Annotated in this window: 12 protein-coding genes and 1 riboswitch; of the genes, 4 read left to right on the forward strand and 8 right to left on the reverse strand. The window is 72.6% G+C overall.

The window, feature by feature from the left end; genetic code table 11:
* Positions 1–20 precede the first annotated feature (20 nt).
* The 3 genes from ACZ6SA_RS13030 to ACZ6SA_RS13040 all read right to left on the reverse strand — a co-directional run bounded on the left by ACZ6SA_RS13030 (position 21) and on the right by ACZ6SA_RS13040 (position 3,068).
* Positions 21–1,361 carry an ABC transporter substrate-binding protein gene (locus ACZ6SA_RS13030; RefSeq protein WP_347643091.1) on the reverse strand — a complete coding sequence of 447 codons (1,341 nt, stop codon included), beginning with the start codon at positions 1,359–1,361 and terminating at the stop codon, positions 21–23.
* A 269-nt stretch (positions 1,362–1,630) separates the two neighbouring features.
* Positions 1,631–2,314 carry a YoaK family protein gene (locus ACZ6SA_RS13035; RefSeq protein ID WP_465827987.1) on the reverse strand — a complete coding sequence of 228 codons (684 nt, stop codon included), beginning with the start codon at positions 2,312–2,314 and terminating at the stop codon, positions 1,631–1,633.
* Positions 2,315–2,435: 121 nt separating this feature from the next.
* Positions 2,436–3,068: a TetR/AcrR family transcriptional regulator gene (locus ACZ6SA_RS13040; RefSeq protein ID WP_465827989.1), complete on the reverse strand. Its 633-nt coding sequence runs from the start codon at positions 3,066–3,068 to the stop codon at positions 2,436–2,438.
* 102 nt (positions 3,069–3,170) lie between these two features.
* On the opposite strand from ACZ6SA_RS13040, the gene ACZ6SA_RS13045 reads away from it, so the two are divergent.
* Entirely contained in the window at positions 3,171–4,892 is a 1,722-nt protein-coding gene (locus ACZ6SA_RS13045) for an ATP-binding cassette domain-containing protein (RefSeq protein WP_465827991.1), read from the forward strand.
* Positions 4,889–6,736 carry an ABC transporter ATP-binding protein gene (locus tag ACZ6SA_RS13050; RefSeq protein WP_465827993.1) on the forward strand — a complete coding sequence of 616 codons (1,848 nt, stop codon included), beginning with the start codon at positions 4,889–4,891 and terminating at the stop codon, positions 6,734–6,736. Before ACZ6SA_RS13045 ends, ACZ6SA_RS13050 begins: the two co-directional genes overlap by 4 nt.
* A gap of 85 nt (positions 6,737–6,821) precedes the next feature.
* On the opposite strand, the gene ACZ6SA_RS13055 is transcribed toward ACZ6SA_RS13050, so the two are convergent.
* From ACZ6SA_RS13055 to ACZ6SA_RS13065, 3 genes are all read right to left on the reverse strand, one after another.
* Positions 6,822–7,508: a C40 family peptidase gene (locus ACZ6SA_RS13055; protein WP_465827995.1), complete on the reverse strand. Its 687-nt coding sequence runs from the start codon at positions 7,506–7,508 to the stop codon at positions 6,822–6,824.
* A 12-nt stretch (positions 7,509–7,520) separates the two neighbouring features.
* Positions 7,521–7,657: riboswitch (cyclic di-AMP (ydaO/yuaA leader) on the reverse strand.
* A gap of 117 nt (positions 7,658–7,774) precedes the next feature.
* Positions 7,775–8,725, reverse strand: coding sequence for a Gfo/Idh/MocA family protein (locus tag ACZ6SA_RS13060; RefSeq protein ID WP_465827997.1), 951 nt, complete (start codon positions 8,723–8,725; stop codon positions 7,775–7,777).
* Positions 8,726–8,744: 19 nt separating this feature from the next.
* The gene (locus ACZ6SA_RS13065) at positions 8,745–9,566 is read right to left on the reverse strand and encodes an aldo/keto reductase (RefSeq protein WP_465827999.1); all 822 of its coding nucleotides are present in this window, start codon (positions 9,564–9,566) and stop codon (positions 8,745–8,747) included.
* A gap of 97 nt (positions 9,567–9,663) precedes the next feature.
* Between ACZ6SA_RS13065 and ACZ6SA_RS13070 the strand changes: the two genes are divergently transcribed.
* Entirely contained in the window at positions 9,664–10,620 is a 957-nt protein-coding gene (locus tag ACZ6SA_RS13070; RefSeq protein ID WP_465828001.1) for a hypothetical protein, read from the forward strand.
* Positions 10,617–11,807 (forward strand): DUF6716 putative glycosyltransferase, encoded by a 1,191-nt coding sequence (locus tag ACZ6SA_RS13075; RefSeq protein ID WP_465828003.1) that lies wholly within the window; start codon positions 10,617–10,619, stop codon positions 11,805–11,807. Before ACZ6SA_RS13070 ends, ACZ6SA_RS13075 begins: the two co-directional genes overlap by 4 nt.
* A gap of 48 nt (positions 11,808–11,855) precedes the next feature.
* Here ACZ6SA_RS13075 and ACZ6SA_RS13080 read toward each other — a convergent pair whose 3' ends face one another.
* Together ACZ6SA_RS13080 and ACZ6SA_RS13085 are read right to left on the reverse strand one after the other, a co-directional pair.
* Positions 11,856–13,100 carry a polysialyltransferase family glycosyltransferase gene (locus tag ACZ6SA_RS13080; protein ID WP_465828005.1) on the reverse strand — a complete coding sequence of 415 codons (1,245 nt, stop codon included), beginning with the start codon at positions 13,098–13,100 and terminating at the stop codon, positions 11,856–11,858.
* Positions 13,097–14,131: a glycosyltransferase family 2 protein gene (locus ACZ6SA_RS13085; protein ID WP_465828007.1), complete on the reverse strand. Its 1,035-nt coding sequence runs from the start codon at positions 14,129–14,131 to the stop codon at positions 13,097–13,099. Before ACZ6SA_RS13085 ends, ACZ6SA_RS13080 begins: the two co-directional genes overlap by 4 nt.
* Positions 14,132–14,141 lie beyond the last annotated feature (10 nt).

The following is a 14,141-nucleotide window of genomic DNA, read 5'->3' on the forward strand; positions in this document are numbered from 1 at the left end:
GGGCGGGCCGGGCGGGGAGATCAGCCCGCGGCCTTGACCGCGTCGTCGACCAGTTGCTGCCAGGCCTTGCCGTAGGGGACCGAGCCGTCGTCCATGCCCTGAATGACCGCCTCGGTGGCGTTCTTGACCTGGGCGTGCTTCACGCCGAGGAAGACCGGCTGGAGGCTGGCGGCGGACTTGGCGAAGATGTCACCGATGGGGGCGTCGTTGAAGTACTCGTTCTTCGCGCCCTGCACCGCCGGGTCCTGCTGGGCCTTGGTGTTGCTCGGCATGTTGCCGAAGTCGGTGAAGACGCTCGCCTGGGTCTGCGCCTGCGTCAGGTAGTCGGCGACCATGGCCGCTTCCTTCGGGTGCTTCGACTGCTTGGGCACGGCCAGCCAGGAGCCGCCCCAGTTGCCGCCGCCGCCGGGCACCGCGGCCACGTCCCACTTGCCCTTGCCGTCGTCACCGGCGTTGCCGCTGACCGCGCCGAGCATCCAGGACGGGCAGCCCAGCGTGGCGAACGCGCCCTTCTGGGTGCCCGTCGCCCACTCGTCGGTGAAGTTGCGCAGCTTGGCGGTCAGGCCGTCCTGGCTCAGCTTCTGCACGAAGTCGAACGCCGTCCTGACCGCCGGGTTCTTGTCGACGATGAGGTTGTTGTCCTTGTCGAAGTAGGAGACGTTGCCGTTCTTGGCCGCCTCCTGGTACAGCACCACCTGGTACAGCGTGTTGGTGCCGTCGGCCCACTTGGTGTCCTTGACCTTCGACTGGAACCGCTTGCCGACCTCGAGATATTCGTCCCACGTGGGCCACAGCGCGCTGACCTCGTCACGGTCGGTCGGCAGCCCGGCCTTCTCGAACAGGTCCTTGCGGTAGCACAGGCTCATGCCGCCGATGTCGGTGCCCAGGGCGAACAGCTTGCCGTCGGGGGCGACACCGTTCTCCCACTTCCACGCGGGGTAGTCGGCCTTGCGCGACTCGAGGCCGTGCTCCTTCAGGTCGGCCCACCACTCGGTGCGCGCCTTGGCCAGGCCCATGCCGCCCTCGTCGATGCCGACCACGTCGCCCGCGCCGCTGCCGGCCTGCAGCCACTGGATCATCTGCGGCCAGTACTGCTGCTCGAACTGGTCGGTCAGGTTCTCGTGCTGGATCTGGATGTCCTTGTGCTCGGCGTTCCACTTCTCGACGGCGTTCTTGTAGCCGAAGTTGGTGCCGCCGCCGAACGTCTGCACGCGGATGGTGACCGGTCCCGCAGGGGCGGACGATGCCGGCGCGCCGCTTGACTCGGAAGTGCCGCCGGAACCGCACGACGCCACGGTCAGCGCGACCGCGGCCAGGGCCGAGGCCGCGGCGAGACCGCCGCGACGCTTGCTGATCATCATGGTGGACCCCTTCTCGGGTGAATGTGTTGGGGAGAGCACCGCGGCCTCGGGTTCCGCCGCGGTGGGAGTGTTTGGGAGCGCTCCCACAAAGGGTGCACTTGCCCGCTCTGTGCGTCAATCCCGCGAAACGCAACCGTTACCAATGGTGCGGTTTATCACTGTGTAACCGGATTTATGGCCTCAAACCTCGCAAAGACCCGATTGGGAGCGCTCCCACCACAAGAGACATCTTTTGTGTCGCATCAAGGGCATGTCGCCGGGCCTGCCCGTCACCGCGTGGAGCGGGCGGCGAAGGCGACGACGGCGAGCAGGACCGTGGCCGCGGCCAGCGCGGGCACGGGCCCGGCGGCGACGTGCAGCGCGGCACCGCCCAGCGCCCCCAGGAACATCGCGGCGATACCGGCGGCCCGGCGCCGGGCCGCCCGCCCCGGGCCTTCGGCGAAGAGCGCGGTGAGGGTGGTGGTCAGAACGTTCGTGTTCATGTCGGGCACCGCCAGCTCGCGTACGGACGCGCTCTGTATGCCCATGCCGCCGGCGAGCAGCGCGATGAGCGCCGCCTGTGCCGGCGGCTCGCGGAATCCGGCCAGCTGGGCCGTCACCAGGGCGACCGCCACGAGCAGAGCGTGCACGGCGGTGAGCAGGACGAACGCCCGGCGCTGGTCCGTCACCCGCCCGGTCGCCCGTCCCGTGGCCCAGGCGCCCGCCGTGAAGGACAGCAGGGCCACCGGCGGCCCCCACAGGGACAGCCGCTCCTCCCCGGCCAGGGCGAAGCCCACGAAGACGATGTTGCCCGTCATGTTGGCGGCGAAGACGCCGTGCAGGCCGAGAAAGCTGACGGCGTCCACGATCCCGGTCACGACGGTCAGCAGGACCAGCAGGGCGGGCACGGTGTCGTGCGGGTTCGCGCCAGGAGGGAAGAGCCGGTCGGCGAACCACCGCAGCCCTCTGCTCACCCGCTCGCCCCGGCCGGCCGGCCGGGGGTCTCTCCCGTGCTCGTCGCCGGGGCGGGACCTCTCGACTCCGTCACAGTTGGATACTCTCCGTAACCGCGCGGCTCCCGCAAACCCGACACGCTCAGGAGCGTGACGGCGTCGTGCGATAGAGATCGTCGACGGCCGCCAGGACACGCTCGCGGGCCGCGCCCGCGGGGACGACGTCGATGAGCACGTACGCGGCCAGCCCTTCGGCCAGCGCCACCAGGGCGGGCGCGGACCGGCCGGGGTCCACGGCGGCGGCGATGCGCCCGGCCCGCTGGTCGGCGCGGATGAGGTCGGCCATCTGGCGGTGGAAGCCGTCGTACAGCACCCGCAGCCGGGCCGCGATGCCCTCCTCGGCGAACGCGAGCGCGTGGAAGGACTGCCGCACACGCATGTGGGCCTCGGTCGCGGGGTCGTGGGGGATGAGCTCGGTGAGCACGGTGACGAGCACGACGCGCGGCTCGGCCGCGTCGAGGTCCTGGCCGACCCGCTGCCTGATGCGGGCGCTGCTCTGCTCGTTGCCGCGCTCGAAGGCGGCCTCGACGAGCTGGCGCTTGGCGGGGAAGTAGTGCTGGACGCGGCCGGGCGAGATGCCGGCCTGGGCCGCCACCTCGCTCAGCGACACGGCGGCGAGGCCGCGGTCGGCGACGATCGCGAGGACGGCGTCGGCGATCTGCCTGCGCCGCTCCTCGTGCTGAGCTCCTGGTCCACGGGTGCGCCGGTGCGCCATGCCATCCCCTCTTATCGATGTGATCACATCGGTTTGACCGGTTCAGTGTAGCCGGGATACGGTCGTGCGCATGGCAGATCAATGCGATCACATTGGATTGGTGTGAGGGCGGTCCGGCTCGCCCGGCTGCTGCCGCTGGCCGGCTCCCGCCGCCTGCTCGCCCTGGGAGTGCTCAGCGCGGGCGCGGCGGTGCTCGGACCGCTCAGCACGATCCCGCTCGGCCTGCTGATCGACCACGGCGGCGCGGCGCAGGTGATCGCGCTGCTGCTCGTGCTGCTGGGGCAGGAACTCTGCACGGCGCTGCGCGAACCGGCCGGAGCCGCCGTCGCCCGGCGCGTCGACGGCGTGCTGCGCGCCAGGGTGCGCGCCGCCGCGACGGCCATGCCGCTGGCGCGCCTGGAGCACCCGCGGGTGCAGGCCGACGTGCGGCTGGCGCTGACCGGACACCGCGGGCGGACGGCGGGCACGGCGGCGGTGGCGCTGGCCGGCGAGGCGAGCAGGGCGACGTCGGCCCTGTTCGGCGCCGTGGTGCTGGCCGTGCACGTGTGGTGGATGGCCCCGGTCGCGCTGGCCCTGTCGATCGCGCAGAACCGGCGCATCACCGCGATGCTGGTCGGCCCCGGCGGTGCGGAGTCGCTGGCCGACAGCCCCGAGCAGGTCATGCGTCTGCGCCGGGCCGGCTACCTGGCCGAGCTCACCGGCGGTCCCGGCGCCGCCAAGGAGATCCGCGTCTTCGGCGTGGACGGTTTCCTCATCGGCCGCTACGTGACGGCCATGCGCGCGTTCCTGACCCCGCAGACGCGCGGGCGCCGCGCCGTCGTGCGCGGGTACGCGGCCGTGCTGGGGCTGCAACTGGCCGGGGCCGCCGCGACGTTCGGGACGCTGGCCTGGCTGACCGCCGCGGGCGCGCTGGGGGCCGCCGCCCTGGCGCAGAGCGTGCTGGCGGCCCTGCTGGTCTTCGCGTACGGTGCGGGCGGCCACCAGATGTTCGAGATCGCCCACGGGAGCAAGCCGTACGAGGCGACCCTGCGCCTGCTCCACCCCCCTCTCAGCGCCACGCCGGCGATCGCCGGGCCTGCCGACCGCGACGGCGAGGGGCCCGGGCTGGTCAGGGTGACGTTCGCCTACCCCGGCCGCGCGGAACCGGTGCTCAAGGAGCTCGACCTGCGGGTGCGGCCGGGGGAGCGGCTGGCCGTGGTCGGGCTGAACGGCGCGGGCAAGACCACCCTGGTCAAGCTGCTCACCGGCCTCTACACCCCCCAGAGCGGCACCGTCAGCGCCGCCGGGGACGCCGCCGTGGTCTTCCAGGACTTCGCCCGCCACCCGCTGCCGCTGCGCGACAACGTCCGCCTGGGCGCGCCCGCGTACGCGGGGACGGACGCCGACGTGCTCGCCGCGCTGGCCGCGGTCGACGCGCTCGACCTGCTGGAGGTGCTTCCCGGCGGGCTGGACACGCCGCTGTCGCGGTCGTTCACCGGGGGCCGTGACCTGTCCGGAGGGCAGTGGCAGAAGGTGGCGCTGGCCCGGGCCGTGTACGCGCTCGACGCGGGCCGGCGGATCCTGATCGTCGACGAGCCCACCGCCCATCTGGACGCGCGGGCCGAGCAGGAGGTGTTCGAGCGGCTGCTGGACCGCACGCGCGGGCGCACCCTGGTGCTCATCTCGCACCGGTTCGCCACCGTACGGCGGGCGGACCGGATCGTCGTCCTCGACGGCGGCGCCGTGGCCGAGCAGGGCGGTCATGCCGAACTGCTGGCTCTGGGCGGCCGTTACGCGCGCTGGCACCGCCTCCAGACCGCCCTGATCGCGCAGGCGGGCCGGTGACCGCGACCCTCCGTACGCTGCTGACCCTGGCCTGGCGCACCGACCGGCGGGCCTTCCTCACCCTGGCCGCCTTCCTCGCCCTGGGCGCCGTCAGCCAGGGCCTGGTCGGCGTCTTCCTGCGGGCGCTCACCGACGCCGCCACCGCCGGCCACGGCGCGCAGGCGTCCCTGTGGGGCCTGGCGGCCGGAGCCGCGCTGGCCACCGGTGTGGCCCTCGGCCGCGCGGAGCTGGCGCTGATGGAGGAGCTGGCCGAACGCATGGGTCTGTCCGTGCAGGAGGAGATCCTCACCCTCACCTCGGGCGTGCCCACCATCGAGCACCTGGAGCGGCCCGCGTACCTGGACAAGCTGGCGATGTTGCGCGACGAGAGCCGCCAGCTGTACTTCGCGGTGTGGGCGCTCGCGCTGGTCGCCGAGCACGCCGTGCAGATCGGGCTCGGCGTCGTGCTGATGGCCGCCGTGCATCCGCTGGTGACGCTGCTGCTGGGCGGCGCCGTGCTGCCGTCGCTGCTGGTACGCGGCCGCGCGGCCCGCCACGTCGACGCGGCCACCGGGCGCACCGCCGAGACGGCCCGGCTGGAGCGGCACCTGTCCGAGTCCGTCACCACGCCGAGGACGGCCAAGGAGATCCGGATCAGCCGCGCCGCGCCCGCCCTGGAGGCGATGGCCGCGCACCGGTGGGAGGAGGTGTCGGCGGGGTTGTCGCGGGCCGGGGTCCGGGCCGCGCTGCTCACGTTCGCGGGGTCGGGCACGTTCCTGGCCGGGTACGTGTCGGCGCTCGGCTGCGCGGCCTGGCTGGCCGCCCAGGGACGGGCCACGGCGGGCGACGTGGTCCTGGTGGCCACGGTCGGGGTGCAGTTCGTCACCCAGGCCTCCCGGCTGGCCTTCCACCTCGGGTCGGTGGCCGCGGGCCTGCGCGCCGCCGCGCGGCTCGCCTGGCTCCGCGCCTACGCCCGCACCCACGACCCGGCCTTGGCGGAGTCCGGCGACGACGCACTCCGCGCCGGGACGAGGGCGCCCACGAGTGACCACGGCCGCGAACGCGTCGCCCGCGGGGCCGAGCCGCCTGAGAGCTTCGCGCGGGGCATCACGCTGCGGAACGTGACGTTCACCTACCCCGGCACCACCCGGCCGGTGCTGCGCGGGATCGACCTGAGCCTGCCCGCCGGCGCGACCGTCGCGCTGGTCGGGTCGCACGGCTCGGGCAAGACCACCATGGCCAAGCTGCTGTGCGGCCTCTACCAGCCCTCCGGCGGCGAGATCCTGCTGGACGACGTCCCGCTGCGGGACGTGCCGGCCGTGCGCTGGCGGCGCAGGATCAGCGCCGTGTTCCAGGACTGGGTGCCGTTCGAGCTCACCGCCGCCGAGACCGTCGGCATCGGCGACCTGCCCCGTATGGACGACCGCCCCGCCGTGGAGCAGGCGCTGGCGCGGGCCGGCGCCGCGGACGCGGTGTCCGATCTGCCCAGGGGCCTGGACACCGAGCTGGGCGACAGCTTCGAGGGCGGCGTGACGCTGTCCGGCGGGCAGTGGCAGAGCCTGGCCCTGGCGCGCGCGTCGATGCGGGAGGAGCCGCTGCTGCTCGTGCTGGACGAGCCGACCGCCTCCCTGGACGCTCCCGCCGAGAGCGCCGTCTTCGCCCGGTACGCGCAGGCCGCCCGCCGCCACCGCGCCGCCATCACCCTGCTCATCACCCACCGCTTCCCGACGGTGCGCATGGCCGACCTGATCGTGGTGCTGGACGGCGGGCGGATCGCCGAGCAGGGCACTCACGGCGAGCTCATGGCCCGCCAGGGCCGCTACGCCGAGTTGCACGCCATCCAGCGGGCGGCGGCGGACGGTTAGGCCGCCGGCCGCCCGGGTGGCGGGGCGGAAACGCGAGCGAGCGCGCGTTCCGCACGGGACGCGCGCTCGCTCGCGGTGATCGGGGTCAGGCGGCGTACTCGGGGTAGCCGTAGCCGACGACCTGGGACTTCGGACGGGTCCGCTCCTCGACCTTGCCGTTGCCGGTGTTGCCTTCGATCGTGGAGATGGTGCCGTCGCCGTTGTCCTTCACGACGAAGCCGACGTGCTGGATGTCGGTGATCTTCTTGCCGCCGTCCCAGGAGAAGAACACCACGGCGCCGGGCTTGGCCTTGGTGCCGAAGCGGTCGTTGGCGGCGAACCACTTGGCGTGGGTGACGGTGTAGGCGTCCCAGCCGATCTGCGGGCGGGCGCCGGTCTGCTCGCCGACCCAGGAGACGAACATCGAGCACCAGGCGGCGTTCAGGTACGCGGCCCGGTTGCCGCCGTCGCGGGCGATGGTCTCGGCGGCGCGCCGCGAGTCGGCGTACCACTTCTGGTACGGGGTGCCGCCGCCGGCGGCGTTCTCGGAGGTGCCGACCTGGGACTTGGCGAAGTCCAGCACCTGGGAGGCGGTCACGTTGACCGTGGTCTCCTTGGCCGCGCGCTTCTTGGAGTCGGTCACCGGGGAGACGGCGGCCGGCTTGTCCGCGGGCGGGGTGTCGGCGTTGGCCGCGGCGACGTTGACGCCGAGGGCCGAGGCGAGGACGCTGGCGCCGAGCGCGGCGCAGGTGATGGTTCGCTTGGGGATTGCGGTAAGACGGAACGTGGCCATCGAGGGGGTAACTCCTTGCTTCCATGCCGCTTACCGGGTTAGCTGACGGGTTCGGGCGTGGAAGCTGCCCTACGGCACCGGAGTGCCGATTCACCCCAAAGGACTTGGGTCCCCGGTTCCGCGTGATGCGGATTCAGCGGTCACAGGACGATCCTGTGATCTATCGTGCGATGGTCAGACATAGCCGGACAAACCGGACGTATGCCGTAAGATGCCCCACAAGGTAATACATGAGGCAAGAGGATTACAACTGCATAAAGGCCCAGCTAGGCCAGTTGCCGGCGAGCGTCGGCCAGAAGCCCTGACATGGCAAGGGATTCGTCAAGGGGCATGATCGGGGATTCGGTCCTGCCCTCGGCCGTGGCGGCGCGGACCTCGCGGAGCTCACCGGCGTATCCGTTGTCGGCCGGATCGAGCACATGCTCTTCCGGCTCCATGGAAGGCCCGGTGAGGACGATCCGCTCCGGCGCCCAGAACGGCGCGTGGATGTCCGCCCGCATCCGCGTACCTACAACACAGGCCTGGTTCGGGTAATTCCCCAGCAAGGAGGTTTCCACGAAAGCCCGCCTGCCGCCGGGATAGAGCAACACCCCGCCCGCCTCCGCGTCAACCCCGCTCGGCGCCAGGGAGCCCGTCATGCGCAGGCCGGTGGGCATGCCCAGAAGCAGCTGGGCCAGGCCGAACGGGTAGACCCCCAGGTCGAGCAGCGAGCCCCCGCCCAGCTCCGGGGCCCACAGCCGGTGCGCCGGATCGTACGGCATGGCGAAGCCGAAACTGGCCTGCACCGACCGGATGTCGCCGAACCGCTCGTCGGCGGCGATGAGGCGGATCAGCGGGTTGAACCGCATCCACGCTTCCATCAGGAACACGCCCGCCTCGCGCGCCAGGCGTACCATCTTCTCCGCGTCGTCCACGGTCGCGGCCAGCGGCTTCTCGCACAACACGGCCTTGCCCGCGGCGATGGCGGCCTGCGCGACCCGCAGGTGCTCGGTGTGCGGCGTCGCCACGTAGATCGCGTCCACCGCAGGGTCGGCGCACAACCGCTCATAGGAGCCGTACGCCGACTCCGCGCCCAGCGCGGACGCCAGGGCCTGCGCCCGCCGCAGATTCCTGGAGCCGACGGCGCCCACCCGCATCCCGGGCTCGGCCACGATCGCCGCTCCCACAGTCCGCGCTATGACGCCCGTCGCCGCGATGCCCCACGTGAAGTCCCGCACGCGGAAGATGCTAGACGCATCAGATCAAATTGAACGTGTCAGGATCGCCTCCGATGCGAAGGCCCCTGTTCAGCGCGCCGACGGCGGCCATGCTCTCCGGATCGAGGATGAAGTCGAACACGTCGACGTTCTCGGCGATCCGCGACGGCGTCACGGACTTGGGAATGACGACGTTGCCGAGCTGCAGGTGCCAGCGGAGCACGATCTGCGCGGGAGTCTTGCCGTGCTTGTCCGCCAGCACCGCGAGCGCCGGATCCTCGAGCAGCCCCTTGCCCTGGCCGAGCGGGCTCCACGCCTCGGTGAGGATGCCGTTGGCCTCGTGGAAGGCCCGCATCTCCCGCTGCTGGAAGTACGGGTGGAGCTCGATCTGGTTGATGGAGGGTGTGATGTCGGTCTCGTTCATGAGCCGGGTGAGCGTGCCGACGGTGAAATTGGACACGCCGATGGCCTTGGCCCGCCCGTCACGGTAGATCTTCTCGATCGCCTTCCACGCCTGTACGTACTTGTCCTGCTTCGGCACCGGCCAGTGGATGAGATAGAGATCGACGTAGTCGAGCCCCAGCCGGGCCAGGCTCTCGTCGAAGGCCTGCTCCGTGCGGGCGTGGTCGGCGTTGCGCAGCTTGGTGGTGACGAACACCTTCTCGCGGCGCAGGCCGGACGCGCGCACGGCACGCCCCACGCCCTCCTCGTTCTCGTAGGCGGCGGCGGTGTCGATGTGCCGGTAGCCGGCCTCCAGCGCCGTCGTCACCACCTGCTCGGCCTCGCCGGCAGGCACCTGCCAGACGCCGAAGCCGAGTTGCGGGATCTGCACGCCGTCCGTGTTGAGCATGAGCGAGTTCATGGCCTCCATTGTTCACGCACCGTTTCTGGCCGCTTAAGGCGGCCGGGCTAGCTTGAAGCGGTCGTGAACGCGCCATCACCCGGCTGGGAGGACTGGAGTGGTCGAACAGGCGTCGGCCTGGGTGGAGTCACCGCTCCAGATGCTGTGCGCCGTCGAGGCCCACCACGCCGGGCTCCTCGGGACCGCCACGGCCGTCGTGCCGCGGGCGGGGCTGCGCCCGCTGACGGCGACCCGACGGGAGCTGCGTGCTCTCGGGCTGCCCGACGGGCTCGAACTGGCCGAGCCGCGCGAGAACATGCCGAGACGACTGCACGCCGTCGGCGACGCCTTCTCCGGCAAGGTCCAGCTGCGCTGGCTCACCTCCGGCACCGGCATCACCTCGGGACGCATCGTCATCGTCGACGACGGCCTGGCCACGCTCCGGCTGCTGGAGCTGCTGGCCGCCCGGCCTTCGCGGCCGCTGCTGCGGGCCCGCGCCAGGCCCACCGTGGCGCGCTCGGCGCTCGGCCTGGCCGCCGCGCTGCGGCTGCGCATGAGCGAGGTCTCCGTCTTCACCGCGCTGCCCGTGACCGGCGAGCTCGCCGCCGCCGTCCGCCGTGCCGGTGTCGACCTCGTACGCCACGACTTCGCCTGGTTGCGCGCCCAGCCGCCCAGCGCGGAAGGGCCGGACGAGCGCACGATCGTGCTCGGCACCTCGCTCGTCAGGAACGGCCTCGTGCACCGCGACCACTACCTGCGCTGGCTGAGCGAGCTGGCGGCGCGGGAACCGCTCGCCTACTACCCGCACCGCCGCGAGGACCCGGTGGACGTGGCCCTGATCCGGGAGCGTCCCGGCATCACCGTGCACGACGCGGGCGTGCCCGCCGAGCTGGCGTTGCGCGGGCTGGACGCGGGCCAGCGCGTCCTCAGCCTCCCCTCGACGGCGATCACCTCGCTGCGGGTGCTGCTCAGCCCGCGCGGTGTCGCCATCGAGCCCGTGAACGTTCCCGATGACTGGTGGACCAGCAGGGCGGAACCTGCCCTGCGCTCGCATTTGACTGGAGTGTCTGGGTGAGAGTGCTGGCGGTTGCCGACTCCGACTCGTACCTGAAGTGGGCGGCCTGCCTGCTCGGCGACCTGCCCACCGGGAGCGTGACGGAGCTGGCGGTGGTGCGCACGCCGATCGCGCCCTCGCCCGAGCAGATCGCCGCGGCGGTGAGCGGCCCGATAGAGGGCCGGGCGGGCCGGGGAGAGGCGCCGCCGGTGCTGTCGGCGCGGTCGGTGCGCAGGCTGGCCGAGCGCACGCAGCCCGACGTGATCCTCGTCGCCTGCACGGGCCCGGTCGTGGACGTGCTGGTCTCCGAGGTGTTCGCGGGGCTGAAACCGAGGCCCGTGTTCGTCGGCGGGCTGCCGGGCATCTCGGTGCCGGCCACGGAGAAGGCGTGGGTGTTCCGCAGCGGCTGCGACCTGTTCGTGGTGCACAGCGAGCGGGAGGTGGCCGAGTTCCGCGACATCGCCGGCCGGCTCGGCGGGGGAGGGGCGCTCGGCCTGGCCAGGCTGCCGTTCCTGCGTCCCGACGCCGTGGCCGAGGGCGGGAACCGGATCGTGTTCGCCACCCAGGCCAAGGTGCCGCGCCCGCGCGAGGAGCGCGAGCGCGTCCTGCTGGCGCTCGCCGAGCTCGCCGGGCGGCGGCCGGAGCTCGACGTGGTGGTCAAGCTGCGCGCCCTGGAGGACGAGCGGCAGACGCACAACGAGCGCCACCACTACCAGCGGTTGTGGCGGGAGATGGGCGAGCCCGGGCGGCTCGCCTTCGCCGCCGGGCCGATGCACGACCACCTCACGCGGGCGGCCGGGTTCGTCACGGTGAGCTCGACGGCGGCGCTGGAGGCGATCGCGCTGGGCGTGCCCTCGCTGGTGCTGAGCGACTTCGGCGTCAGCGCCGAGCTGATCAACCTGGTGTTCGAGGGCAGCGGCCTGCTGGGCACGCTGGACGACCTGGCCAAGGGCGACTTCCGCACCGCCTCGGCCGAGTGGTGCGCGGCCAACTACTTCCACCCGCCGGAGCGCGACGCCTGGGCGGGGCTGCTGGCCGGGCTGGTGAGCGACCGGCCGGGCACGCCCGCCCGGTCGCTGCTGGACGGGCCCGAGCACGCCGCCGCCCGGCGCAGGGCCCGGCTGCGGGTGGAGGTCCATCCCACGATGTTGCGAGCGGGCTACCGCGCCAAGCGCCGCATGCGCCGCTATCTGAAGGCCCTGTCCTAGCAGCCCTGTCCTAGCAGCCCTGTCCTAGCAGCGCCGTCCTAGCCGGGCTCAGATCGTTGATCTGAGCTTCCTGCGCAGCCTGGTCAGCGCGCCGGACCTGGCGGGAGGGGCCACCAGGTCCAGCGCCTCGAGCCGCCTGCGCTTGAAGTAGCGGGCGTCGAACGTGATGGCGTCCGGCCGCAGCTCCGGATAGGTGCCTGCCTGCATGCAGTAGCCCACGGCCCGCACGAGGCCGGGCAGGTCCACGGCGGGCGGCTCTTCGATCACGCCCTCCGCCGACAGCCGGGGCAGCAGCGCGTCCACGATCGTGACCGGGACCCTGTTGCTGTTCTCGTACGGCGTCAGCCGCTCCAGCACCATGCCGGTGCCGTACGACGCGACCCGCAGCCCGAAATAGCGCCGCGCGGTCACCAGCCCGGTCGAGAAGCAGCCCACGACCAGCTCGGGCCGCAGCGCCGCGAAGCACACCTCGGCGGGCACGCTCTCGGCGGCCACCGACAGCTCCACCCCCAGAGGCCCGGCCGCGGCACGCAGGAGCCTGGCGTGCCGGCGCCCGGCGGCAGGGTGCGGTTTGAACACGACGTGGGTGCAGCCGCGGGCGGCCAGCGCCGCCAGCATCGTCTCGTGCAGCGCCGCCTCCTCCTCCGGCGTGACGATCTCCAGCGCCGACAGGTACTGGCCGAGGATCACCGCCTGTCCGGCGGGCGGCCCGGGCGCGGCGGCGGCCACCTCGTCCAGCACCGACAGGAAGCGCTCGCCTGGCAGGAGCTCGGGCGCGACGCCGTACTCGCTGAGCAGCAGCGGCGTCAGCCCCGGCACGAGGTCCAGGTGGAGCAGCCGCCCCACGCGGCGGAAGATCTCGGCGGGCAGCGGGTCGCGGGTCGGGCCGTAGCTCATCAGCCCGTCGGAGTAGACGGTGATCGGGCAGTCGCGCACCAGCCCCGCGATCGTGCGGGCGGGCGGCACCGCGATCGACTCCACCACCAGCTCCTCGACTCCGTCCAGCCCCCAGCGGGAGCGGATCAGACGCTCCATCATGGGCACCTCGACGACCCGCGCCCGCCAGTCGGACGGATGCAAGGGGGCGATGAGCTCGTTCCACGAGACGACCTCGTCGAAGCGGCCGCGCAGCGGCGCGAAGCCGGGCGCCCCGTCGAGCGGCGTCGCCACCTCGGGCACGGCCGCGTTGTTCGACACCACGAGCACACGCCGGCCGGTTCCGAACCGGCCGTCGTCGACGGCGGCGGCCAGCGACATCGCCCCGAACAACGTCGAGGCGTAGAAGACCTTCACGGGGGCTCCTCCCGGTCATGGCGGACCCGGCTGTGCCGGCTGAAGGGCCGGCTGAAGGGCCGGCTGAAGGGCGGGCTGGGGGGCGGGCTGGGGGGCAGGCCGGGCACCAGGGCACGCAGCAGCGCCTCGCGGTCGCGGGCCATCCCCGCCACCGACTCCGCCACCAGTTCCGGGGGCAGCCCGCCCACCATCCCCGCGCCGCGCTCCTCGAAGCGGGCGCGCAACCCGGGCGTGAACCGGTCGCCGATGTCCAGGTGGTGGGCCAGCAGCGCGCAGAAGTTCCGCACCGCCTTGGGCAGGAACTCCGGCTCCACGTCCTTGAAGACCAGCTCGAACGCGTCGAAGAAGTGCAGCTGGCGCTCGTCGCCCACCTGCGTCAGCGATCCGGAGACCATGCGCCGGTAGAACACGCCGGCCAGCGACACGACCGCGAACGTGGCGGCCTCCCTGTGCAGCCGCCAGATCCACGGACGGTCCTCGGCGGTGTGCAGCGAGCCGGGGAAGTGCAGCAGGTCGCCCAGGGAGCGCCGGTAGATCCCGGCCCACGCGTACGGGTAGTCCACCATGGTCCGGACCCCAGCGGGCATGATGGCGCCGCGCGCGTCGAGCACCGCGCCCCTCGGGGTGGCCAGCGGGGCCCGGTGCACGACCCGCTTGCGGCCCTCGACCTGGACGTGGTCGGTGCGGACGAAGTCGCACCCGAGCCCGTCGACCGCCTCGACGAGCCGCGCCAGGTAGCCGGGGGCCAGCCAGTCGTCGCCGTCCAGATACGTGACGTACCGGCCCGACGCGGCCGACAGCCCCGTGTTGCGCGCGTCGGCCAGCCCGAGGGGAGCGCGGTTGCGCACCAGGCTCAGCCCGGGCAGATCGAGGAGGAAGTCCTCCACGATGTCGCCCGTGGCGTCCTCGGACCCGTCGTCCACGACGATGAACTCGAAGTCGTGCCGGGCGTTGCGGCGGAGCGAGGCGAGCGCGTCGGCGATGAAACGCTCGCCGTCCCGCACCGGCACGATGACGGAGAGATTGATCACTGAGCGGACC

Source organism: Nonomuraea sp. NPDC049378, assembly GCF_055586745.1.

Bases quoted from the DNA above. Each gene is read 5' to 3' on its own strand.
- ACZ6SA_RS13040 (WP_465827989.1), bottom strand. From the start codon at position 3,068: ATGGCGCACCGGCGCACCCGTGGACCAGGAGCTCAGCACGAGGAGCGG.
- ACZ6SA_RS13055 (WP_465827995.1), bottom strand. From the start codon at position 7,508: ATGGCCACGTTCCGTCTTACCGCAATCCCCAAGCGAACCATCACCTGC.
- ACZ6SA_RS13065 (WP_465827999.1), bottom strand. From the start codon at position 9,566: ATGAACTCGCTCATGCTCAACACGGACGGCGTGCAGATCCCGCAACTC.
- ACZ6SA_RS13030 (WP_347643091.1), bottom strand. From the start codon at position 1,361: ATGATGATCAGCAAGCGTCGCGGCGGTCTCGCCGCGGCCTCGGCCCTG.